The sequence below is a fragment of the Syntrophaceae bacterium genome (assembly GCA_013177825.1).
In the GTDB taxonomy this organism is placed as follows: domain Bacteria; phylum Desulfobacterota; class Syntrophia; order Syntrophales; family PHBD01; genus PHBD01.
Map to the genome: position 1 here is coordinate 230,938 of JABLXX010000003.1, position 23,772 is coordinate 254,709.

A 23,772-nucleotide genomic window follows, 5' to 3' on the forward strand; every position below is an offset into this window, starting at 1 on the left:
GTGAAACTGAGAAACATCCCCATTGGAATCCGTCTCGGCCTCGGCCTTGGGCTCATCGGCCTCATCCTGATCGTGCTCATCCTTCTCAGTGCCTGGATCATCAACCAGGATCACCAAACCATGGATTCGTTCGTGCAGAGGAATCACCGGCAGATCTGGTGCGCCAGCATCGTCAGCGATTCCGTCCACTCCGTCCGGGAAGCCCTGACTACGTATGTGCATTCGCGGGACGAGGGACAATGGAGCCTTCTGGGCGTTCAGCTCCTGACCGCCCGGGCTACGGCCGGCAACGCTCTGGAGGAAATCGAGAAGCTGGAAACAGCGGAACGGGGTCGGGAAATCCTTTTGCAGCTCAAGAAAAACCTGGCCCTGCTGGACCAGGAGAGCGAGCGGGTCATGAAGCTTCAGCGAAGGGGCGAAGAACGCCGCGCCCAGGCGGAGTTCCTGCGGCAGGTCCATCCGCTCCTCATTTCTCTCCACCAGCATTGCCGGGAGCTGATCACGCACCAGGAACAGCAGACGCTGCTGCAGCGGCGGGCAGTGGCGGACAAGCATGCCGACATAGAGGCTTCATTCCTTCTCTTTGCCTCCATCGCCATCGGAATCGCCGTCCTGCTGGGCGTTCACATGACCCGAAGCGTCACCGTACCGCTCCGGAACGGGGTTCACATCGCCGACCGCCTGGCGGAGGGCGATCTTTCCCTCGACATCCGGGTCGACCGGAAGGACGAGGCGGGGAAACTCCTGGAGGCCATGAAGAACATGGTGGCCCGCCTCCGGGAGACGAAGGACCTGGAGCAGCAGCTCCGCCAGTCTCAGAAACTGGAGACCGTCGGGCGGCTGGCAGGGGGAATCGCCCACGATTTCAACAATGTTCTCGGGGTCATCCTGGGAAGCGCCGAACTGATACGAACGAGCCGTCCCCTGGATGAAACCGTTGTGAGGCACAGCCGATCCATCGAAAACGCCGTCCGGAAGGCCTCGGGCTTCGTAAGGCCGCTACTCGCCTTCAGCCGGCAGCAGACTCTGAATCTGGAGACCGTAGACATTCACTCCGTCCTGGCGGAGTTTCACCAGATGGCGCAGAGAGTGATCGGCGTTCACATCGAGCTTTCCATGTCCCTCCATCCGGCCCCGCTGATGGTCCATGCCGACGTGTCCCAGCTGAACCAGGTCCTTCTCAATCTCCTGGTGAACGCCCGGGACGCCATGCCCGATGGCGGTGCGATCGTCTTTGAAACGTTTCCTCTGACCGTGGACGCCTCGATTCTTTCACCCTTTCCGGACGCCAAAGCGGCGGACTATGTCGTTCTGACCGTTTCCGATACGGGCGTCGGCATTTCCGCCGATATCCGGGAAAGAATCTTCGAGCCTTTTTTCACGACCAAGAAGGGCGGAACCGGCCTTGGTCTTTCCATTGTCTATGGAATCGTCAAACAGCATGGCGGGTTCATCGATGCCCGGAACAATCCGGGCGGCGGGACAAGCTTTCGGGTGTTCCTGCCGGCGATGCCCACCGGGGAGGAAAGCGTACTCGCATGCCCGCGCCAAGCGGCGGCAGAGCAGGGAAACGAATCCATTCTTCTGGTCGAAGATAACGAGGACCTCCGCAGGACCACAGAGGAGATCCTGACCATGCTGGGATACTCCGTCACCGTCGCCGCCGACGGGGTGGAAGGAGTGGAGGTCTTCCGCCGGGAGCAGGGGAAAATCGATCTCGTCCTGATGGACGTTATGATGCCCAGAATGGGCGGCCTGGAAGCGTACACCCGGATGAAGGAACTCCAGCCCGGATTGTCCACCCTCTTCGTGACCGGCTGCGGAGTCAGCGACCTTCCGGTCGATATCCGGGACGGCGGCTCGCTGGATTGGATCCAGAAGCCTTTCACCGTGGACGACCTTTCCTTCAGGCTCCGGGAAATCCTTCGCAGAAGGCAGATGAACGAGCCCGCGGGATTATTCGAAGATCGCCGTCAGCAGCAGATACAGGCCGGCGGATAGGACGCCCGAGATCGGGATCGTCAGAATCCAGGCCCAGATGATGTTTCCGGCGACGCCCCAGCGGACGGCGGATAATCTTTTCGTCGCTCCGACGCCCATGATTGCGCCGGTGATCGTATGGGTCGTGCTCACGGGAATTCCCGCCAGGGAGGCGCCGATGATGGACATGGCCGCGGCGGTTTCCGCACAGAAGCCGCCCATGGGCTGCAGCTTCGTGATTTTGGTCCCCATTGTCTTGACGATCCGCCAACCCCCCGACATGGTTCCCAGGGCAATGACGGTGTAGCAGGCAATGATCACCCAGTAGGGGATGTGAAACGTCGGACCGAGATAGCCGCCACTGAAAAGAACCAGCGCGATGATGCCGATGGTTTTCTGGGCGTCGTTCATGCCGTGGCTGATGCTGTAGACGGCTGCAGATACGAGCTGCAGCCTTCTGAACAGATGGTTGGACGTGCTCACGCTGCCGAAACGGGTGAGGTTCAGAACAACGACCATTAAAAAAAGTCCGAGGATCAGACCGATTACCGGAGAAAAAACGATAAAGCTTGCTGTTTTGATGATTCCTTTCCAAACAAGAACGTCGAATCCCCCCCTTGTGAGACCGGAACCGATCAGTCCTCCGATCAGGGCGTGGGAGGAACTGCTTGGCAGGCCGAACCACCAGGTCAATAAATTCCAGATGATGGCGCCTCCAAGGGCCGATATGATCAGCGTGTTGTTGACGATCGACGTGTTGATGATGCCGGTTCCGATCGTTTTCGCCACGTGTGCGTCGAACAGGAAAACGGCCACGAAATTGAAGAAGGCGGCCCAGATGACGGCCTGATGGGGCTTCAGGACCTGCGTCGATACGATGGTTGCGATCGAGTTGGCGGAATCATGAAATCCGTTAATGTAATCGAAGATCAACGCAATGATGATGATGGATATGACGATGGCCAGCGTCGGATCGATCATGTCGATTCGTTCTCATTGTCGGATTCGGGTTCGACAGGTTCGGGGGGAAGATCGTTGAGGATCGACCGGGCGTTGTAGATCCCGAAGCCGATGCCCGCCAGAACCAGGAAAATCAGGAAGGCGGAAAAGCTTTGGTATGCTTCCAGTCGTGTTTTGGCGAGTGTTTCAGCAGCATGCAGGCGGTTGTTCGCCTGAACTTTGAGCATGCCGACCATGGCATCGATTTTATCCGTCGGCTCGCGATCGATCCCCCGGACCATTTCATCCACAAGGACCGCGCTTTTCAGGTCGGAGTGCCTGTAGTGCTTCAGGGCGTCCCGATACCTGTGTCCCAGCTGCTGGTGGATGCTGATCGTTTCCGGGATCTCGGGAACGGACAGACCCATCGTTGCTGCCATGTTCAGCAATGATTGCAGATACTCGCTGACTTTCCTGTCCTCCTCGTCGAAGGCCCGCACGTGAAAGTCATAAAGGTGCGGATCGTTGCCGCGCAGGAGAAGGTTTTTCCACTCCTGGACCTGTCTTTTGAAGTGAACCTGTGCCTGCCGTCCGGCATCGACGGCTTTGATCAGCTCCTGCCCTTCCAATACGGTCGCATGAAGGCGCTGGTTGGTTTCCACGACGGCGATGAGGCCATACAAGCCGATCACGATGGTCATGACGACGAATATCCCGATCGCAATGACGACCCGCCGGCGAAGGGAAATATCCTGAAAAGAAGTATCCGGGACTTTCATGGAGATATTGCCTCTGATTTTAACCGGCTCTTGTATTTTATCCACGTTCCTTTTCATGCCTGGCAGGGGCTGTTTAAACAAAATATGTTACAGGAGGATGACAATGCGGTGAAAAAGTGATTACGTCTCCATGCCGCCATGGAATGAAGACCGCCTCTCCGTGTCCGGTTGACATGACGGGGCGTATTTGGATATGAGAGAAAACAAACGTTTACATACAAACGGCGAGAAGGAGGAGAGGAGCGGATGAAAAGATTCCTGTCGGTTGTGATCGTGCTCCTGTTGATCTCGGCGATGTCACTTCCCGTGTTCGCACGGGAAACACCCGATGACAGACCGGCGCCGGAGCCGCAAATGGAGGAGATTCCCGCCTTCATCGACGTTGTTTTCCTTCGCCCCGTCGGGCTTGTCGCCTGCGTCGCGGGACTGGCGGCGACCGTCCTGGCCCTCCCGTTCGCCCTGCCGAGCGGAAGCATGGACAAGGTCACCAAGGCCCTGATCAACGAGCCGTTCTATTTCACGTTCAAGAGACCCATCGGAGAGGGGGTGCGGCCGGCGGTCCTGGACTGAAGTAAAGACACGGATGAAATCCTGCAGCGAAGATGCGTTTCCCCTGCGCGGAAACCCGATTTTATCTTGTTCTTTTTTTACCCGGAGCTTATAAAAGCGGAAATTGTCGCCCCTATCCCGTACGAAATAATAAAAGAGGAAACCGCATGCGCATGCAGGGCCTGTTCGACTGGTTTTCCATCGAGAACAAGGGCCTGTATTACAAGCTATACGTCGTATTCGGTCTTTTCTTCCTCGTCCCGGTTTTCGGCTTCCTCTACTTTGCCGTCAAGTACGACATCCTCAACGACGAATTTATCCCCATCTATTTCATCACGCTCCTGCTCCTGTTCTTCTTCGGCTTTTTCCTGCTTCGGAAACTGGCGGATGACATCATATCCCTGTCACATCACGTGAACAAGACCCTGGCGGAGGATCTGAAGGGCAAGGCGCCGATGCCCGCTCACACGGACGAAATGAAGGGGATCATCGCCTCCTTTCATACCCTCGAGCAGGAACTCCGGCACAGCTTCCAGAAACTGGACAAGAAGAGCCAGGACATCACGACGCTGAAGGAACTGGCGGATCTGTGCTACATCACCTTCAATCCGGACGACCTGCTGCATATCACCCTCGAGAGGGCCCTCAAGCTCGTGGACGCCGACATTGGTTCCGTCCTGATCCTGGAGAGGCCACGCCGGGACGTTTTCCAGGTGGTCGCTTCCATCGGCCTCGGCGGCATGGTCAAGAAGGGAGACCGGATCTCCTACGCCGAGAGCGTCGCCAAGTACGCCGTGATCAACAGGACCCCCCTCGTGGTGGAAGATATCGAGAGCGATACCCGGTTCGGGCGGGTGTCCCGAAGACAATACGCGACGAAGTCGTTCATCTGCATGCCCCTGAAAACCATCCACGAGGTGATCGGGGTCGTCACGATTTCCCGGAGCCGGGCCGATGTGGCCTTCCGGCCGGAAGACGCGGAGCTCCTGAGTCCCCTCCTGAGCAACGCCGCGTTCACTTATGACAACATCCAGCTCATCCAGCGGAACGAAAGGCAGGACGTTCACCTGGCTTCCCTGGAGAACGTGATCAAGGCCATCAATTCCAGCCTGAAGCCGGCGGAGCTGGTGCAGATGATCCTGCACGAGGTCCACCAGGCCGTTCCGTATGACGTGGCCGTTCTCGTCATCCGGGACCGGTCTGACAAGGGAGGGCTTCTGATGAACGAAGTCCTTGCCTTTGCACCGACGAACCTCACCCCCGGGCCTCTTCCCGATATGGAGGGGTCCATCCTGGAGCGGACCCTGCGCATGGAAAACCTGGTGATCCTGCGGGGCGGGGACGTCTCGAACCACCCCCTGGACCGGCTCCTTTTCGGAGACGTCCCGGGAACTTTCTGCATCCTGGCCCCTCTGAGTGCGGAAGGAGGCTCCACCGGGGCTCTCGTACTCCAGAACGTCGCCGCGGATGCCCTCGCCAAGTTCAAGGATTACCTGGAGGCGATCACACAAGGCCTGTCCCTGGCCCTGGAGAAGCAACGGCTCATCCTGTCCGCCCTGAAGCGGAACCAGGAGCTCGACGCAATCCGGCAGATCGGCAGCGCCCTCTCCACGGCCACCTTCGACATGGAAAAAGTCTTGAACTACACGATGGACATGATCCGGGAGGCGATCAATGTAGAGGCGGGCACCCTGTTCCTCGTCGAGGGGGACGACCTTCGATTCCAGGCGGCCTTCAATATCGATCTCAAGTCCATCCCGGAGATCCGGATCAAGCTGGGGCAGGGGATCGCCGGCTACTGCGCCTCCCGGGGGGAGGCGATCATCTCCGAGGATGTCCGGAGCAACCCCCATTTTTATTCCGAGATCGACGGGCGGACGAATTTCAATACGCGGTCGGTTCTCTGCGTGCCCATGATCTCCCAGAGCCGCGTCATCGGCGTCATCGAGGTGATCAACAAGATCGGGGCGGCATTCGATGAAAGCGACAAGTCTCTGCTCCAGTCCATCGCCGCATCGGTGAGCATTGCCATCGAGAACGCCCACCTGTATCGGGAGACGCGGACCATGGCGGAGAAGGAGCGGAGCATCCGCAGCGTATTCCAGAAATATGTGCCCAAGGCCGTGGTGGACGAGATTATCCTGAGCACCGAGTCCGGGAGGTCACGCGTCGAGGAATTCAAGACGGTGACGCTGCTCAACATCGACATCCGCAACTTCTCCCTCCTCTCCCGGGACATGGGGCCCCAGAAGACGGTCGCCCTGCTGAACGACTTCTTCGCCGTCATGGGGGAGATCGTGTTCCGCCAGGGGGGAATCGTGGACAAGTATCTGGGGGACGGCTTCCTGGCCATTTTCGGAGCGCCCGTGTCCGGTCCCGCGGACGCGGAGAATGCGGTTCAGTCGGCCCTGGAGATGATGTCCCGGCTGGAAGACCTGAACGGGGAATTCCAGCGGCGCTTCTCGGCCAGCCTGGTCGTGGGCATCGCCGTCCATACGGGGGAGGTTGTCGTCGGCAACATCGGGTTCGAGAAGAAGATGGATTACACGGTCATCGGCGACGCGGTGAACGTCCTATTCCGGATCCAGGATCTCTGCCATGTCCTGCCGAATTCCATTCTTATGAGCGGGAGGACCCGCCGCTCGACCCAGTCCAATTACCAGGTCGAGGAAGTGACTCCGGCCGAGCCGACGGACGCCATGGGAAGCAACCGGGTATTCCGCCTCCTGGGGCGGCAGGAAACCGCCTGAGGCCGGGATGAAGAAGTTCCGGGGGCTGGCCTTCTCTCTGTTTTCCGCCGTCTGCTTCGCGTCCCTGGCCATCCTGGCGAAACTGGGCTACCGGGCCGGCCTGACGGACATGGCGCTCCTCCAGTACCGCTTTCTGTTCGGGGCGGCCCTCCTGTTCCTTTTCCTGCTCCTGAAGGATCCGTCCCTCCTGAAGATCCGTCCCGCGGCACTGGGAAAGGCGGCCTTTCTCGGCCTCGTTCTGTACGGCCTCCAGAGCACCTTCTTCTTCAAGGCCCTCAAGTACATCCCGGCGTCCACGACGTCACTCATCCTCTACATCTATCCGGTGACGGTGACGATCCTCTCGGCGGCCTTTCTCGGCCAGAAGGTGGGGCGGATGCTCATCCTGTCGCTTATGATCCTGTCGGCCGGCTCCTGCCTCGTTTTCTACGACGCCTTTCTCCGGGAAATGAATCTCCTGGGGCTTCTCTTCGCCTTCGGAACGACTCTGACCTTCTCCCTCTACCTGATCCTGGTGCAGGTCTTCATGAAGGGAGAGAGGCCCTTCACCGTGGCCTTCTACGTGATCGTCTTTACCGGGCTGGCTTTCCTCTTCTTCAACAACCCCTTCCAGATCCTGCGGATGAACGGAACACAGCTCCTGATCGCCGTTTCGCTCGGCTTGTTTCCCACGGCGGTGGCCATTGTATTCCAGTACCGGGCCATCGAGATGATCGGCAGCACCTACACGGCCGTCTTTTCGACCCTCGAACCGGCGGCGACGGTCGCCCTGGCCGCCGCGGTCCTGGGCGAGACGGTCGACGCCCTCCAATGGGCGGGCATGGGTCTCATCGTGGCGGGAATTGCCGCGCCCAACCTGAAGGCGATCCTGCGAGAGCGGCGCCTCAAACGGGACGTTCGGGCCGGCGGCTAAGGGAAAATCCGCATCTCCGGGGACGGAAACGGCGCGAGCAGGGACTGCAAAGCGGAGGGGGCCGGGGGAGATGGATCCAGCCAGCGGGCGGCGCCGTCCCGGTCCAGGATGACGGGCATCCGATTGTGGACGGGCCGGATCAGGTCGTTGGCCTCGGTGGTGAGAATCGTGCAGGTCGCGGCGGAAGGGTCCCCGGGCTCGGTTTTTCTGAATTCGTAGAGCCCCGCCAGGGCCATGGGGTGGTCTGTGCGCAGGCGGTACTGGACGGGACGTGCCGGCCGCACCGTCCGGTCCCACTCGAAGAACCCGTCTGCCGGGATCAGGCAGCGCCGTTTCCGGAAGGCGTCGCGGAAGCTCGGCTTGACGGCCGCCGTCTCCGAGCGGGCGTTGAAGAGGCGCCGCCCGACGGAGGGATCCCGGGCCCAGGAGGGAACGAGGCCCCAGTGGAAGAGGGCCGGCCGGAGGACCGGATCCCGGAGGATCGCCGCGACCGCCTGTCCGGGGAAACGCTCACCCGCGGGCAGGGAAAAATCGGGCGGGACCTCGAAACCGAAGTCCTCGGCGAGGGCGGCCAGGTCGGTCAGAAGAACGAATCGTCCGCACATGGTTCCGGCGGTTCAGACGAGCCTTCGGGCGGCCTCGTCGGGGGATGCGGCCGCAATCTCCAGCGACCGGGTGGTTGTTCCCGTCCGGATGCTCACCGCGACCGGACGGTCCTTCGGGGCGTCGCTGTAAAGGACGCAGAGGGATGCCGCCATGCGCAGACCCTCCTCGTTCCAGCCGGGCGACAGGGCCGTCAGGGGGCCCGGATGGCCGGCCATGCGGATGAGCGTGTACCCGTCTCCGGCGGTCCGCTCGATGGCCAGGTTGTCCCGGTGATTCCTGCCAACGACCGCCTTGATCCGCTCGTCGATCCGGAAGTGGCGCCCGTACTTGAGCATTTCCGCGTCCCGGACCGTGCAGCCGGGGATGTGCGAGAAAAGGTCCCTGAGGCGTCGGGAGAACATGGCGTCCGTCAGGAGGCATCCGCCGGCGGGGGCTTCGTAGCGGGTGATTCCCATGTCGGCGGCCATCTGCATCTGGATCTTTCGTCCCCGCCCCTGGATCGCCAGCAGCCGCTCCCGGTCGATCATGCCCTCCCGCTCCGGTGCCGTTTCCGGCAGGAGCAGGGCGCTCAGGGGACGGACGACCCGGTCGAGGTATCCCGAGTTCTTGGCCACCACGTACAGCGACTGCTTTCCCTGGGACATGGGGCGCTGCCCGAGAACCTCCCCGGTCAGGATGAGCGCCGCACCCGTCTCCTCCATGATCTCCCCGGCCTTGCGGAGCATCAGAGCATGGCAGTCGATGCACGGATTCATGTTCCTGCCGTACCCGTAACGGGGGGCCTTGACCATCTCGAGGTGTTCGTCGGCGAAGTCCACGACCCTGAGCGGAAGATCGATCTGCCGGGCCGCCTCCCGGGCCTTTCGGGCGCTGAAGAAGGGGGTTTCGAAGGTCACGCCCAGGACGTCGATGCCCTGGAGGCGGACGACCTGGACGGCCAGGATGCTGTCCAGGCCGCCGGAAAACAGGGCGACGGCGCGGACGGTCTCGGACTGCGTCAGGGAAGGGGAATAGGTCATGGGGTATGCCGAAACAGGCGGTCCTTTCGCTACGGACCTGGGGATCCGTTTGATTCGTGAAATATTCTGAAGGATTGACGTCGTATACCGGAAGCGGGGAAGGATGTCAAACATCCGCTTGGGCCGGGCCGGGCCGGGTGCGGATCCCGGAATAACGCCATTGACAAAGGGGGTTGCCCGGCTTATGGTGGCCCCATCACGCCAAGTCCGGCTGCTTTGCCGGCGGGAGGACCGATGCGGAAGCGAATCCTGTCGATCATGATGGTTCTGCTGGCTGTGCCGCTCCTGATGGGGCTGGGATCCCCGGGGGGCGCACCGGGCAAGATTCCCAAGCCGGACAAGAAGTTCGCCGCCACGTTCGTGGACCATATGGACGTCGTCACCGACTGCCGCGACGTCAGCATCGAGGGGACCACGTTTTTCGAGGGAAAACGGGGGGGCGGAATCCTCAACATCCCCTTCGAGAACATTACGTCGGTGCTGTTCCGGCTCAGCGGCGACAAGCTGATCGCCACGGTGCGGCTGACCGGCGGAAACACGATGGAGCTGACGGTGGAGAAGAAGAACCGTGCCTATGGGACGACGGATTACGGGACGTTCCAGATCCAGCTCATCGACCTGAAGAAGATGACCCTCCGCAAATTGTAGCCGGGACTTCCCGCCCATGCTGATGCTCACTCACACCTGGGTTCTCCGGGAGCTGTGCCGCCGTCTCGGGAAGTCTCCGCGGGAGAAGGACGCATATATTTTCAACGTCGCCCCGGATCTCCTGACGATCCACCCGGACATCTCCTCCGCCATGACCCATGCCGTTCCCCGTCTTGTCCCCATGCCGCCGGAAGACGCGAATGGAGCCTACGTCCAGTTCCATCTCCTGGTGGACGACATGGCCCACTACGGCCGGATCGGACTGGTTTCGCCCGGGGAATTCGATCCCGGAGCGGACGGCTATTCATACCGGCAGGGGCGATTCCTGGTCACCCTCCTGGAGGATTTCCACCGGCGGATCGGCCGGGAGGTTCCCCGGTCCGAGGCCATTTACCAGTCGCACATGATGGTCGAGATGGCCTTCGATCTGAACCTGCATCTCCGGGGAAACGGGGGCCTTCTGGATCTGTTTTTGGATTCGCTGGAGTACACGGCCGCGGAGGGGCTGGCCGGTTTTGCGGGAACGCTTTCCCGTCTGATGGGAATCGGACAGAATGTGGTCGCCGAGGCGTTGGTTCGCGGATGGAACACATACGACCGGCCGCGCATGGAAGCGTTTCTGAGCCCCGAGGGCCGGACGGCCGGCTTTATGGATAAATTTCGCCTGGATCGGGAAGATCGGGACACCTGCGAGGGCGTCTGGGCGCTGATGGAACGCGCGCTGGAGGCTACGAGAGACAGGGAAGGCTTCCTGGGATCCGTCCTGGAAGCCGTCGGGCAGACGGGGTTCCGCCTGCCCCTGTGACAGGAGGCGTCAGGAGGCCTTCTGGACGACGCCGGAGCGCAGACAGCGCGTGCAGATCTTCACGTGCTTGACGGCGCCGGTGCCTTTTTCCACGGCCCGGATCTTCTTCAGATTCGGATACCAGATCCGCTTGGTCTTGTTGTTGGCGTGACTCACGTTGTTTCCCACGACGGGTCTCTTCCCGCAGATGTCGCATACCCTGGCCATTTCCGTATTGCCTCCTGAAAGAATGGAACCGCGCTTCTAAACTATCCGCCCCGAAATAGCAAGGAAAAACTGGCGGCCCTGGAAAATGGCCGGATGCTTCGTTGCGCCGCGGCCTCGTCGGTGCGGCGTACCGGGAGTACGCCTCCCTCCTCGGTCTTTGCGCGCCTCGCCTGCGGCCATTTTGCAGGGTCGCCCGTGGGGTATTTGCCGTCGACCTCGGGAAAATGGCCGGATGCTTCGTTGCGCCGCGGCCTCGTCGGTGCGGCGTACCGGGAGTACGCCTCCCTCCTCGGTCTTTGCGCGCCTCGCCTGCGGCCATTTTGCAGGGCCGCCCGGGGGTATTGCCGTCGACCTCGGGGGAATGACGGGATGCTTCGTTGCGCTGCGGCCAGCGACGCATCAAGTGGCGGACAGATTTATGGTCCTCTATCAGGCCGGGACGTTCTTCATGGACGGCGGCTGGCCCGTGGATTCCAGGACGCGCATCCAGAGGTTCCCCGCCGGATCCACCCGCTTGCCCGATGTGACGGCCTTCAGGGGCAGGTGGACGAATTCGTCTTTCATGAGCCCCACGAGCATGCCCGTCTTGCCGGCCATGCCGGCATGGACGGCGTACTGGCCCAGGGCACCGCAGTAGATGCTGTCGCTGGCGCTGGCGGGAACGCTCCGCAGGGTATAGCTGGGGTCGATGTACTTCAGGTTGATTTCCAGGCCGGTGCTCTGGAAGTATTTCTCGATCCGTTCCTTCAGGAACAGGCCGATATCCAGGAGGCGGATGTTTCCCGAAGCGTCCGTTTCATGTTTTTCCCCGCTGTGGGGCACCAGGTCCTGACCGGCCCCCTCGGCCACGAGGATGACGCAGTGCTGCCGTTCCCGGAGGCGATGCTCGAGGGTCTTCAGAAAACCCCTTTCCCCGTCGAGGTCGAACGGAACTTCCGGGATCAGGACAAAATTGGCGTCGTTCTGGGCCAGAGCGGCCCCGACGGCGATGTGGCCCGAGAGGCGCCCCATGAGCTTCACCAGGCCGATGCCGAGGGGCGCTCCCTTGGCCTCCGCGTGGGCGCACTGGATGACCCGGACCGCCTCCGAAATGGCCGTGTCGTAACCGAAGGTCTTCTGGATCAGGTTGAGGTCGTTGTCGATCGTTTTGGGAATGCCGATGACCCCGATGTTCAGCCTCCGGCTCAGGATCTCGCACGTAATCTGTTCCGTGGCCCTCATGGTCCCGTCGCCGCCGATGCAGAACAGGATGTCCACGTTCATCCGCTTGAGGGCGTTCACCATCTCGCCCACGTCCTGGCGACCCCGGGACGACGACAGGAAGCTCCCGCCCATGGAGTGGATGTCCTTGACCACGTCCGGAGTCAGGTCCACCATGGCATGCCCGTACTTCGGGATCAGGCCCTGGAATCCGTAGCGGATCCCCTGAATGTTCCGGACGCCGTACCGGTGATGGAGTTCCATCACGACGGCGCGGATGACGTCGTTGATGCCTGGGCAGAGCCCTCCGCAGGTGACGATGGCGGCTTTCGTTTTCGACGGGTCGAAAAAGATCTGTTCCCGGGGGCCGGCGACTTCCACGGAGAGGGGCGATCCGTCCGGGGCCTTCCAGTCGGAGAATCTCACCGGATCGATATTGAAGAGGATCCGCCGGTCGTCCGGGGTGTAGTAGTTGACGATGACCGGGGAGGGAATCGTGCGTTCACCGAGGTTTTCAATGCTGAAGTTGTAGCCCGTCTCGTTCATGGAACCCTCTTCCTTCCGGATATTTCGGATGCCGCTGTCCCGGCATCGGCGTTCAGAAATTCGTGACGGGAGGATTGTGAAGAGACTCTTTCCCGCTCGCCGGATTGTCGACGACGACGACCCGCCGCCCCGCAATCCGGAGCCTGCCTTCGGCATACAGCTGAACGGCCTGCGGGTAGATTCGATGCTCCTGTCTGAGGATCCGTTCGGCCAGGCTGTCTTCCGTGTCGTCGTCCAGAACGGGGACGACCGCCTGGATGATGATGGGGCCGGTGTCGACGCCCTCGTCGGCGAAGTGGACCGTGCAGCCGGAGAACTTGACGCCGTGCAGGACCGCCTGCCGCTGGACGTGGAGCCCCGGAAAGGCCGGGAGCAGCGCCGGGTGGATGTTCATGATCCGGAAGGGGAATTCCCGGAGAAACCAGGAGGAGAGGATTCTCATGAAGCCGGCCATGACCACCAGGTCCACTTCGTTGTCATGAAGGAACGCCGCCATTTTCCGGTCGAAGGATTCCCGGTCCGGATAATCCTCGTGGCGGATCACCAGGAACGGAATCCCGTGTTTCTCGCAGCGTTTGAGCGCGAAGGCGTCCGGGTTGTTGCTGATGACGATGCGGATCCGGGCGTCCAGGGATCCCTCCTCGATGCGGTCGATGAGGGACTGCAGGTTGGAGCCGCTTCCGGAAACCAGGACGCCGATGGGCACTTTATTCATCTGGATTCACCGCCGGGTTTTCCCGCGGCGCCGGGAGGCCGGAACGGCGGCCCGGATTTCCCGGCGGAGCGTGCAAGGAGTGGGTCAGGGGGAGACCATCTCCAGCGGGGGCTGGTCGCCTTCCCGCCGGTCGATATGGCCGATCTGCCAGGCCGTCTCGCCGAGCTGCTGGAACCGGTTGAGAATCTCCGGAGCGTCCTGCCCCGGCACCACGAGGATCATGCCGATGCCCATGTTGAAGACCCGGAACATCTCCTGCTCCTCGATCCGGCCCGCTTCCTGGAGAACCCGGAACACCGGGGGGATGACCCAGGAATCCCGCCGGATCACCGCCCGGGTGGCTCCCCGGACAATGCGAGGGATGTTGTCGTAGAACCCCCCGCCGGTTACATGGACGAGTCCGTGGACGGAAAAGCTCTTGAGGACGTTCAGCACCGACTTGACATAGATCCGCGTTGGTTTCAGGAGCTCTTCGCCAACGGTTCCGTCGAGGCCCTCCAGCCGGTCGTGAACCGAAAGCCCGAGGCGGTCGAAGAAAACCTTCCGGGCCAGGGAATACCCGTTGCTGTGCAGGCCGGTCGAGGCGAGCCCCACCAGGACGTCGCCCACGCGGACGTCCGAGCCGTCGATCAGGCGGTCCTCCTCGACGGCGCCGATGCAGAACCCGGCCAAGTCATACTCTCCGTCGCCATAAAACCCGGGCATCTCGGCGGTCTCACCGCCGATGAGGGCGCATCCCGCGTCCTGGCATCCCCGGGCGATTCCTTCGACGACCTGGACGCTCACGGCCACGTCGATCCGGCCCGTGGCCAGGTAATCCAGAAAGAAGAGGGGCTCCGCGCCCTGAACGAGAACGTCGTTGACGGACATGGCCACCAGGTCGATGCCGATGGTGTCGTGCCGGTTCATCCAATGGGCGACCCGGAGCTTCGTCCCGACTCCGTCGGTGGAAGACACGAGAATCGGCTTCCGCCAGCGGGTCAGGTCCATCCGGAAGAGCGCCCCGAACCCCCCGATGCTGCTCATGACTTCCTTCCGGAACGTGTTCCGGACGATGGGCTTGATCTGTTCGACGAAAAGGTTGGCCTTGTCGATATCGACGCCGGCCTCCCGGTATGTTGCTGGATCGGTCATGTACACCCCCTGGAAATGGCGTCCTGTGTAACGTGAAACCGATGAAAAGTCAATCGGCCTGCATTCCCGCTTGTGATGGGGCCGCTCTTTTTGTTATCCACAAAAATCATGGAATCCGTGGAAGAAATTCTCAAGCGCATGGAAAGCCCGCTCCGGTTCGCCTCCCGGGAGGGGTACCGGCATCTGGCCCTCCTGCGCGACGTGGAGCCGCTCATGGCAGGCCACGTAGCGGCCCTGAAGGGGAAGGACTGGGAGGCCATATCTCCCGGACCGCCGCCGCCGCTCGATCTGCTGGATGCGTTCGGGGAGATATTCCTGGGATTCGACGTCCTGCCGGAGGAACAGAAAAAAGACCGCATGGCCCGAGCCATCCAGCTCTTCGATGAAATCCGGCGCTGGATCCCCCGGCGCACGACCGCGGTTCCCGACACGGCGCCCGCCTTGCCGGGGACGGAGGACGTCCGGGTCTCCCTGTACCAGCTGGCCACCCCCGCCCGCTATGTCCGGGGTGTCGGCCCACGGATTTCAGCCCTCCTCGAAAAAAAAGGGCTGGCGACGGTGGAAGACCTGCTTTACTTTCTGCCCCGGCGGTACGAAGACCGCCGGGAGATCCGCAAAATCGCCGCGGCGATCTTCGGACGCCGGGAGACCGTGGTGGGGAAAGTCGCCGCCGCAGGCTTCCGCCAGTACGGCCGCCGGCGGATCTTCGAGGCCGCCGTGGACGACGGGACGGGGACGCTCCTGTGCAAGTGGTTCAAAGGCGGAACGGCCTATCTCAAGCGGGTGTTTCAGGAGGGGAGCACGATCATCCTCACGGGAGAAGTCAGGGGGTTTCTGGGGGGCAAGGAGATGATCCACCCCGATTACGAGGTCCTCGATGACGAGGAGGGGGGAAACAGCCTCCACTTCCGGCGGATCGTGCCCGTTTATTCCGAGACGGAGGGGCTCTACCAGAAGGTTCTCCGGCGGATTCTCGCGGAGGTTTTGGATGAGTATGCGGCCAACCTGGTCAGCCCGATCCCGCCGTTCATTCTGCAGAGCCGCCGCCTTCCGGCGATGGCCGAAGCCGTCCGGGAAGTTCATTTTCCCGGGCCGGAGGCCGACCCGGAGGCCCTCAACAAGTTTTCCTCTCCGGCCCATCGGCGCCTGATCTATGACGAGTTCTTTTTTCTGCAGCTCGGCATGGCCCTCCGTCGGCGCGGCCAGGCTATCGAAGAAGGCATCGCCTTCCGGACCGGCGGGCCGCTTGTAAAGCGGTTTCTGACCTCGCTGCCGTTCCGGTTGACCGCCGCCCAGAAGAAGGTCCTGGGCGAGATTGCGGGGGACATGGGAAAGCCGCACCGGATGAACCGCCTGCTCCAGGGAGACGTCGGCTCCGGAAAGACCGTGGTGGCCTTCGCGGCGATCGTGGCGGCCTGCGAGAACGGCTGCCAGGCGGCCTTCATGGCCCCGACGGAAATCCTCGCCCGGCAGCACTTCCGGAACATCCTGAACTGGGCGGAGGAACTCGGCCTCAAGGTGGGGTTTCTGTCGGGCGGCCGGAAAGGAAACGAGCGGAAGGAGACCCTGGACGCGGTTGCCCGGGGAGAGGTGCAGGTCGTCGTCGGGACCCATGCACTGATCCAGGAAGGCGTAGAATACCGGCAGCTGGGGCTGGTCGTGATCGACGAGCAGCACCGGTTCGGTGTCCTCCAGCGGGCCACCCTGCGGGAGAAGGGGAGCAATCCCGACGTTCTGGTGATGACGGCCACGCCGATTCCCCGGACCCTGGCCATGACGGTCTACGGCGATCTCGACGTGTCGATCCTGGACGAGATGCCGCCGGGGAAGAAGCCCGTCGACACCCTCGTGGTGTACGAGCATCACCGGTCCCGGGTCTACGACACGATCCGCCGGGAGGTCCGCAAGGGGAACCAGGCCTTCATCGTCTACCCCCTCGTGGAGGAGTCGGAGGCCCTGGACCTCAAGGACGCCACCCGCATGGCCGAGCATCTGCAGAAGGAGATCTTTCCGGAGTTGCAGGTGGGACTCGTCACGGGCCGGATGAAGGGTTCCGAGAAGGACGCCGTCATGGCGGATTTCGCCGCCGGGAAAGTCCACATCCTGGTTTCCACGACGGTCATCGAGGTGGGGATCGACATCCCGGAGGCGTCGGTGATGGTCATCGAGCATGCCGAGCGCTTCGGCCTCTCCCAGCTCCATCAGCTTCGCGGCAGGGTTGGCCGCGGGGAGGCGGCGTCGATCTGCATCCTCCTGACGGGACACACCGGGTCCGCCGACGCCCGCCGCCGGCTCAGGGTGATGGAGGAGACCCAGGACGGATTCCGGATCGCCGAGGAAGACCTGGCGATCCGCGGCCCCGGCGAGTTTCTGGGAACCCGCCAGTCGGGCCTGCCGGACTTCCGGGTGGCCGACATCGTCCGGGACGGGAGGATCCTCGCCGAGGCCCGCGCCGACGCATTTGCAACGGCCGAGCGGGATCCCGGCCTGGAGAAGCCGGAGCATGCCCTCCTGAAGGAGGTGCTCCTGAAGCGGTGGCACGGCCGGCTCGAGCTGGCCCGGGTCGGATAAAACGGGAAGGGGACGGATTATTGTCTGTCCCCTCAGGCACGACTTTGAACAACCTGAAGGTGAGGATTGCAGATGATGGAAGCAGACTTGTTGATCTTTGACCTCGACGGCACGCTCGTGTCCTCCGGGGGAGACATCGCCGCCTCGGTGAACGCCACCCTCCGGCGCCTGGGCCTGCCGGAGAGGCCCGCCGGGGAGATTCTCCGGTTCGTCGGCGACGGGGTGCGCCTGTTGATCGAACGCAGCCTGGGCGGACTGGACGGCGGGCGTTTCGACGAGGCACTGGAGATTTTCGGCGCCCATTATAGGGAGCACATGCTGGACACGACCCGCCCGTACCCCGGCATCGAGGAGGCACTCCGCCACTTCGCGGGCAAGCGCAAGGTGATCCTGACGAACAAGCGACACGCCTTCGCCCGTCCCATCGCGGACGCCCTGGGGCTTGCGGAACATTTCGACGAGGTGATCGGTGCCGACAGTACCCCCTACACGAAGCCCGATCTCCGCCTGCTGGACCTGGTGACCCGGCGTTTCGGCGTCCTGCCGGGACGGACGGCGGTCATCGGGGACGGCGTCAACGACGTTCTCCTGGCCAGGAACGGCGGGGCCTTGAGCTGCGCTTACCTGAACGGCCTGACCCCCCGGGACTCGCTCCTGGCCCTGAATCCCGACTGTACTTACGAGGATCCGGCGGAGCTCGTGACACTGCTCCGCTGAGCACGCCGGCGGCCGATGCCGGCAAGGATGAGAGATGGACCCGTTCCTGCGCAGGATTTCCCGGACCATCGACCGCCATGCCATGATCGGGGATGGTGAGCGGGTTCTGGTGGCCGTCTCCGGCGGTGCCGACTCGGTGGCCCTCCTGGAGGCGCTCTGCCGTCTCGCCGGCCGCCGGAAATGGACGCTGTCGGCGGCCCACCTCAATCACGGCCTTCGAGGCATGGAGGCGGACCGGGACGAATCGTTCGTGAGGACCCTGGCGCACCGGACGGGGGTGCCCCTGGCCTGCCGGCGCCTGGAGCCGGGGAGCCTGCGGGAACGCCAGGGGCGGTCCCTCGAGGAAGCGGCCCGGGACGCCCGCTACGGTTTTCTCCGGGATGCCGCCGAATCGTCGGGCGCCGGCCGGATCGCCCTGGGCCATCACCGCGGGGACCAGGCGGAGACGGTCCTCATGAACCTGATCGGGGGAGCCGGCATCGACGGCCTGAAGGGCATGCTGCCCGTCCGGGACGGCCTTTATGTGCGCCCGCTCCTGTTCACTCCCCGGAGGGAGATCGACGAATTCCTGGAGAGGGAAGGACTCCCCTTCCGGGAGGACGCGACAAACCGGGACCAGCGGTTTCTCAGGAACCGGATCCGGCGGGACCTCCTGCCGCATCTTGCCGCCCGTTACAACCGCCGGACCGAGGAGGGGCTGGCCCGGCTGGCGGACATCGCCCGCCGGGAGAACGATTTCCTGGAGCGGGCCGTCCGGGAGGCTCTGGAGCGGCTCGGCCTGGAGCGAACCGGGTCGCCTGTCGAAATGGTCCTGGACGACCTGGCGGGCCTGCACCCGGCGCTACGGTACCGGATCGTGAAGACTCTCCTGGACGGCCTGGCTGCGGGTCGGAGGGTGGGCCACGGGCACGCGGAGGCGGTGCTGGCCCTGGCGGAAGGCCTCCGGCCCCAGGGGGTGCTCCATCTTCCAGGCGGCGTCACGGCCGTCCGGGAATACGGCAGGCTGCTCCTCTGGACCCGGGTTCCGGAAAACGCCGGATATGAATATCCCGTGGCCGTGCCGGGACGGATCGCCATTCCCGAGGCGGGATGCCGCCTCCATGTCTCACTGGCTGACCCTCCATGGGAGACGGGAACCGGCCGGGTTGCGCTGTTCGATGCGGAGAAGGTCGCCTTACCCCTGGCGGTCAGGGCCGCACGTCCCGGGGACCGCATCCGCCCCCTTGGGCTCGGGGGGACGAAAAAGCTCCAGGACGTGTTCACCGACCGGAAGGTTCCCCGGTCCCGTCGATCCGTCGCACCGGTTCTCGAGGATCGCGGGGGAATCCTCTGGGTGGCGGGCATCTGCCGCGACGACCGGGCCCGGGTGACGGAGGAGACGCAACACGCCCTCCGGGTGGAGATCGAGGAGACACCGCCGGATGCGCCGCCATCGCAAAGTGTTTGAAATGGCGAAACGGTTATTGTAAGGAAGGAGCAAATTCAGGGATGCGTCGGTGTGGCGCATCCATACTTTTCCCAAGGCCGGGAACGGCAAGAGAGGAACGAACCCTTTGAATCCCCTGCAGAAAAACATCGCCCTCTGGCTCATCATCAGCCTTGTCTTCGTGCTGCTGTACCACATGTTCAGCCAGCCCAAAGGCGGGCAGGAGACGCTGATCTATAGCCGCTTCATCGCCCAGGTGGACGCCGGCAATGTCTCCGAGGTGACCGTCCAGGGGGATAACATCACCGGCAAGTACAAGGACGGCAAGACGTCCTTCAAGACATTCGCGCCAAAGGATGAAAGCCTGATCCCCCGGCTCCAGGCAAAAGGCGTCCAGATCGCCGCGAAACCGGTGGAGGACTCTCCCTGGTACATGACGATCCTGATCTCCTGGTTTCCCATGATCCTCCTCATCGGCGTGTGGATCTTCTTCATGCGCCAGATGCAGAGCGGCGGTGGCAAGGCCATGGCCTTCGGCAAGAGCCGGGCGCGCCTGGTGACGGACAAGACGAAAAAGGTCACCTTCGCCGACGTGGCCGGCATCGACGAGGCGAAGGAAGAGCTCACGGAGGTGATCTCCTTCCTGAAGGATCCCAAGAAGTTCACCCGACTGGGCGGCCGGATCCCCAAGGGCCTGCTCCTGGTGGGCTCCCCGGGGACGGGCAAGACCCTGCTGGCAAGGGCCATCGCCGGGGAGGCCGACGTACCCTTCCTGAGCATCAGCGGCTCCGATTTCGTCGAGATGTTTGTCGGCGTCGGGGCCTCCCGGGTGCGGGACCTCTTCGACCAGGGGAAGAAGCACGCCCCCTGCATCATCTTCATCGACGAAATCGACGCCGTTGGGCGCCATCGCGGCGCCGGCCTCGGCGGCGGGCACGACGAGCGGGAGCAGACCCTCAATCAGCTCCTGGTCGAGATGGACGGATTCGAGTCCAACGAAGGAGTCATCCTGGTCTCCGCCACGAACCGGCCCGATGTCCTGGATCCGGCCCTGCTCCGGCCGGGGCGGTTCGACCGCCAGGTTGTGGTGCCGCTTCCCGATATCAAGGGGCGGGAGATGATCTTTGAGGTGCACACTCGAAAGACCCCTGTGGCCGACGACGTCGAATTCGCCGTCCTCGCCCGGGGAACCCCCGGTTTCTCCGGGGCGGACATCGAGAACCTGGTCAACGAAGCGGTTCTCCGGGCCGCCCGGCTGGACAAGGACAAGGTCTTCATGGTCGACTTCGAATTCGCCAAGGACAAGGTCCTGATGGGGACGGAGCGGAAATCCATGGTCATCAGCGACGCGGAGAAGCGCATCACGGCCTACCACGAATCGGGGCACGCCCTGGTGGCGAGGATGCTGCCGGGAACGGACCCGATCCACAAGGTGACCATCATCCCCCGCGGGAGGGCGCTCGGTCTCACCCAGCAGCTGCCCATCGACGAGAAGCACACCTATCCGCGGGCGTTTCTGCTCAACAGCATCGCCATCCTGCTGGGCGGGCGGGCCGCGGAAGAGCTCGTCCTCAAGGAGTTCACCACGGGCTCGGGGAACGACATCGAGCGGGCCACCAACCTGGCCCGGAAGATGGTCTGCGAGTGGGGCATGAGCGATGCCATGGGGCCGCTCAGCTACGGCAAGAAGGAGGAGCAGATCTTCCTGGGCCGGGAGTTCGCCACCCACAAGGATTACAGCGAAGAGACCGCCCGGAAGATCGACCAGGAAGTCAACCGGATCGTCATGGACGGTTACGAGAACACGCGGAAGCTGCTTCTGGACCACCTGGACATCCTGCACCGCCTTGCCGCAGAACTGCTGGAGAAGGAAGTCCTCAACGCGGTCGAGATCGACGGCATCCTGACAGAGTATGGTGTTTCCATCCCCGGAACCGGGAGCACGGTCGCGGCCACGGCCTGAACCGGACCCGGACGGTTGAAGAAGCGAGGCGGCAGGCCTTTATAGCCTGGCCGCGGTTCGTCCCCGTTCTCCTGCGGAATCCCCAGGAAGATAGCGGCATTCGAGTCCTGCAGGCCGTTTCCGAACGGCCTGCCCACGGTGTAACGTATGCGGAATCCCCGTATTCTCCATTGTCCGACGCCCGCAGACGCCCGGGAGATCCTCCGGCGCACGGGCTGCGATCCCTGGGGAATCGAAGCGATGGTGCACAAGATGACGGGGCTGGCCGTTCTCCTGGAAAAGCTGCCCTGCCGGGACGCCAACATCCTCAAGCAGGAGATGCTCTCCGTGGGGGGGGACGCGGCGGTGGCCCGGGGGACCGTCGCCTGCAGCCTGCCGTCCACGGACGTGGTCCTCATGGGGACCGTCAAGCAGCTCCGGCGGTTCGCCGAAAAAATGGGCTTCCAGCCTTTTGGCCTGAAAACGCTGGCGGACGAGATCCCGGCGCTCCTGGAGAGGCACTTCCGGGACCGTCACCTCCTCCGGGCCGGGAAATGGGAGATGACGCTGGGAGGGCGGACCCTCGTCATGGGGATCCTGAACGTCACCCCCGACTCCTTTTCCGACGGCGGGCGCTGCCTGGAGCCGGAGACGGCCGTGGCCCGGGCGTGGCAGCTGGTCGAGGAGGGTGCCGACCTGATCGACATCGGGGGGGAATCGACCCGGCCGGGATCGGAACCCGTTCTTCTGGATGAGGAACTCCGGCGGGTGATTCCCGTCGTCGAGGCCCTGGCGCGGCAGTTCCCCGTACCGCTGTCGGTGGATACGACAAAGGCGGAAGTGGCCCGGCGGGCCGTCGAGGCCGGTGCGGCCGTGGTCAACGACGTCAGCGCCATGACCTTTGACCGGGACATGGCCGGGGTCGTGGCGGAGACCGGTGCGGCGGTGTCGCTGATGCACATCCGCGGCGTTCCGAGGGACATGCAGTCGGCCTACGTACCCTATGAGTCCGTGCCGGGAGACATGATCGCATTTCTCCGTGAGCGGATGGAGGCGGCCGCCTCGGCCGGCGTCCCGGAGGAGCGGATCCTGGTGGACCCGGGGTTCGGTTTCGGCAAGAGCGATCGCGACAACTGGCGGATTCTCCGCCACCTGGAGGAATTCCGGTCCCTCGGCAGGCCCGTTCTGGTGGGAGTGTCCCGGAAGGCCTCCATCGGCCGGGCGACGGGAGACCCCCCGGCGGAGCGGCTGGAAGGGACCGCCGCCGCCGTCGCGGCGGCCATTCTGAACGGAGCCGCCATGGTCCGGGTCCATGACGTGAAGGCCATGAAGAAAGTCGCCGCCGTCGCCGACGCGGTCCGCCGGGAAGGCGCCGGGAACGAAACGGGAGATAATCCGTGATCGCCGGCATGGGCATCGACCTGGTGGAGGTCCGGCGGATCGACCGGCTCCTCGAGAAATGGGGGGACCGTTTCACGGGCCGGTTCTTTGCCCCCGGGGAGGTCGCCTACTGCGGCCGCAAGGCCCGCCCGGCCATCCACTACGCCGCTCGCTTCGCCGCCAAGGAGTCCTTCCTGAAGAGCCTGGGGATCGGTCTGGGGATGGGGGTGCACCTGCGGGACATCGAGGTATCCAGGGACCGGCGGGGGAAGCCGGCCCTGGTGCTGCACGGACAAGCCGCTTCCATGCTGGCGGAGCGGGGCGTCCGGGCCGTCCATCTGAGCCTGACCCATACGGCGGAGCATGCGGCGGCCGCGGTGATCCTGGAAGGGGGAGCAAAACGGAAGACGGAGCGAAAACAATATGTCCGGAAGTGACAGGCTGATCCTCGAAACGAAAAACGCAGACGTGACCCGTGCCCTGGGACGGCTGCTCGGCACGGTCCTGAAGGCCGGCGACGTCGTGGCCCTTACGGGGGAACTGGGAGCGGGCAAGACCTGCCTGACCCAGGGGATCGCCGAAGGACTGGGCATCTCCGGGGAATATCGCATTACCAGCCCCACGTTCACGCTGGTAAACGAATATCCGGGGCGCCTGACCCTGTATCACGTCGATGTCTATCGCCTGGCCGGTCAGGCGGACCTGTACGATCTCGGCTTCGACGAGTTTTCCGAGGGACGGGGGGTCGTCGTCATCGAGTGGGCCGAGAAAATCCGCGAATCCGTCCCCGAGGGAGCGCTCTGGATTTTCCTCTCCTATGTGGACGATGCGACGCGGCGGATCGAGATCGCCGCGCCAGAGGAAATCCCTTGCAAAAATGACCTTGTTGAACTATGTAACCGCACCCCCTGAGGGGGCATCAAACGGACTGCCGGAGGGCGTTTTT

General features: G+C 63.2%; 21 protein-coding genes. 13 read left to right on the forward strand and 8 right to left on the reverse strand.

Features of this window, described 5'->3' with window-relative positions; all coding sequences use genetic code 11:
* A complete protein-coding gene (locus HPY65_08700; protein ID NPU84557.1) occupies positions 1-2,001 on the forward strand; it encodes a response regulator in 2,001 nt (666 codons plus the stop codon).
* Here HPY65_08700 and HPY65_08705 read toward each other — a convergent pair.
* Entirely contained in the window at positions 1,957-2,958 is a 1,002-nt protein-coding gene (locus HPY65_08705) for an inorganic phosphate transporter (GenBank protein ID NPU84558.1), read from the reverse strand. The genes HPY65_08700 and HPY65_08705 overlap by 45 nt on opposite strands.
* Positions 2,958-3,698: a hypothetical protein gene (locus tag HPY65_08710; GenBank protein ID NPU84559.1), complete on the reverse strand. Its 741-nt coding sequence runs from the start codon at positions 3,696-3,698 to the stop codon at positions 2,958-2,960. The genes HPY65_08705 and HPY65_08710 overlap by 1 nt, the downstream gene beginning before the upstream one ends.
* 246 nt (positions 3,699-3,944) lie before the next feature.
* Between HPY65_08710 and HPY65_08715 the strand changes: the two genes are divergently transcribed.
* The 3 genes from HPY65_08715 to HPY65_08725 all read left to right on the forward strand — a co-directional run bounded on the left by HPY65_08715 (position 3,945) and on the right by HPY65_08725 (position 7,910).
* Positions 3,945-4,268 (forward strand): hypothetical protein, encoded by a 324-nt coding sequence (locus tag HPY65_08715; GenBank protein NPU84560.1) that lies wholly within the window; start codon positions 3,945-3,947, stop codon positions 4,266-4,268.
* 146 nt (positions 4,269-4,414) lie between these two features.
* On the forward strand, positions 4,415-6,997 hold the full coding sequence (locus HPY65_08720; protein NPU84561.1) for a GAF domain-containing protein: 2,583 nt from the start codon (positions 4,415-4,417) through the stop codon (positions 6,995-6,997).
* Between the two features lie 7 nt (positions 6,998-7,004).
* Positions 7,005-7,910: a DMT family transporter gene (locus HPY65_08725; GenBank protein NPU84562.1), complete on the forward strand. Its 906-nt coding sequence runs from the start codon at positions 7,005-7,007 to the stop codon at positions 7,908-7,910.
* On the opposite strand, the gene HPY65_08730 is transcribed toward HPY65_08725, so the two are convergent.
* Positions 7,907-8,515, reverse strand: a complete 609-nt coding sequence (locus HPY65_08730) for an SOS response-associated peptidase (GenBank protein NPU84563.1) — start codon at positions 8,513-8,515, stop codon at positions 7,907-7,909. The genes HPY65_08725 and HPY65_08730 overlap by 4 nt on opposite strands.
* Before the next feature lie 12 nt (positions 8,516-8,527).
* Positions 8,528-9,535, reverse strand: a complete 1,008-nt coding sequence (locus HPY65_08735) for a tRNA 4-thiouridine(8) synthase ThiI (protein NPU84564.1) — start codon at positions 9,533-9,535, stop codon at positions 8,528-8,530.
* Between the two features lie 234 nt (positions 9,536-9,769).
* Between HPY65_08735 and HPY65_08740 the strand changes: the two genes are divergently transcribed.
* Both HPY65_08740 and HPY65_08745 read left to right on the forward strand, forming a co-directional pair.
* Positions 9,770-10,183, forward strand: coding sequence for a hypothetical protein (locus HPY65_08740; GenBank protein ID NPU84565.1), 414 nt, complete (start codon positions 9,770-9,772; stop codon positions 10,181-10,183).
* Positions 10,184-10,199: 16 nt separating this feature from the next.
* Positions 10,200-10,988, forward strand: coding sequence for a hypothetical protein (locus HPY65_08745; protein NPU84566.1), 789 nt, complete (start codon positions 10,200-10,202; stop codon positions 10,986-10,988).
* A 9-nt stretch (positions 10,989-10,997) separates the two neighbouring features.
* On the opposite strand, the gene HPY65_08750 is transcribed toward HPY65_08745, so the two are convergent.
* The 4 genes from HPY65_08750 to HPY65_08765 all read right to left on the reverse strand — a co-directional run bounded on the left by HPY65_08750 (position 10,998) and on the right by HPY65_08765 (position 14,790).
* Positions 10,998-11,195, reverse strand: coding sequence for a 50S ribosomal protein L28 (locus tag HPY65_08750; protein NPU84567.1), 198 nt, complete (start codon positions 11,193-11,195; stop codon positions 10,998-11,000).
* A 429-nt stretch (positions 11,196-11,624) separates the two neighbouring features.
* Positions 11,625-12,941 carry an ATP-dependent 6-phosphofructokinase gene (locus tag HPY65_08755; protein ID NPU84568.1) on the reverse strand — a complete coding sequence of 439 codons (1,317 nt, stop codon included), beginning with the start codon at positions 12,939-12,941 and terminating at the stop codon, positions 11,625-11,627.
* Between the two features lie 52 nt (positions 12,942-12,993).
* Positions 12,994-13,656, reverse strand: coding sequence for a phosphoribosylglycinamide formyltransferase (locus HPY65_08760; GenBank protein NPU84569.1), 663 nt, complete (start codon positions 13,654-13,656; stop codon positions 12,994-12,996).
* A gap of 84 nt (positions 13,657-13,740) precedes the next feature.
* Entirely contained in the window at positions 13,741-14,790 is a 1,050-nt protein-coding gene (locus tag HPY65_08765; GenBank protein NPU84570.1) for a phosphoribosylformylglycinamidine cyclo-ligase, read from the reverse strand.
* Positions 14,791-14,898: 108 nt separating this feature from the next.
* Here HPY65_08765 and recG point away from each other — a divergent pair, with 108 nt between their 5' ends.
* The 7 genes from recG to tsaE all read left to right on the forward strand — a co-directional run bounded on the left by recG (position 14,899) and on the right by tsaE (position 23,738).
* A complete protein-coding gene (recG, locus tag HPY65_08770; protein NPU84571.1) occupies positions 14,899-17,361 on the forward strand; it encodes an ATP-dependent DNA helicase RecG in 2,463 nt (820 codons plus the stop codon).
* A 72-nt stretch (positions 17,362-17,433) separates the two neighbouring features.
* Entirely contained in the window at positions 17,434-18,078 is a 645-nt protein-coding gene (locus tag HPY65_08775; GenBank protein ID NPU84572.1) for an HAD-IA family hydrolase, read from the forward strand.
* 34 nt (positions 18,079-18,112) lie between these two features.
* Positions 18,113-19,525, forward strand: a complete 1,413-nt coding sequence (gene tilS / locus HPY65_08780) for a tRNA lysidine(34) synthetase TilS (GenBank protein NPU84573.1) — start codon at positions 18,113-18,115, stop codon at positions 19,523-19,525.
* Between the two features lie 106 nt (positions 19,526-19,631).
* Positions 19,632-21,467 (forward strand): ATP-dependent metallopeptidase FtsH/Yme1/Tma family protein, encoded by a 1,836-nt coding sequence (locus tag HPY65_08785; GenBank protein NPU84574.1) that lies wholly within the window; start codon positions 19,632-19,634, stop codon positions 21,465-21,467.
* Positions 21,468-21,614: 147 nt separating this feature from the next.
* Positions 21,615-22,847, forward strand: coding sequence for a dihydropteroate synthase (gene folP, locus HPY65_08790; protein ID NPU84575.1), 1,233 nt, complete (start codon positions 21,615-21,617; stop codon positions 22,845-22,847).
* A complete protein-coding gene (gene acpS, locus HPY65_08795; protein NPU84576.1) occupies positions 22,844-23,263 on the forward strand; it encodes a holo-ACP synthase in 420 nt (139 codons plus the stop codon). The genes folP and acpS overlap by 4 nt, the downstream gene beginning before the upstream one ends.
* On the forward strand, positions 23,250-23,738 hold the full coding sequence (gene tsaE / locus HPY65_08800; GenBank protein ID NPU84577.1) for a tRNA (adenosine(37)-N6)-threonylcarbamoyltransferase complex ATPase subunit type 1 TsaE: 489 nt from the start codon (positions 23,250-23,252) through the stop codon (positions 23,736-23,738). The genes acpS and tsaE overlap by 14 nt, the downstream gene beginning before the upstream one ends.
* Positions 23,739-23,772 lie beyond the last annotated feature (34 nt).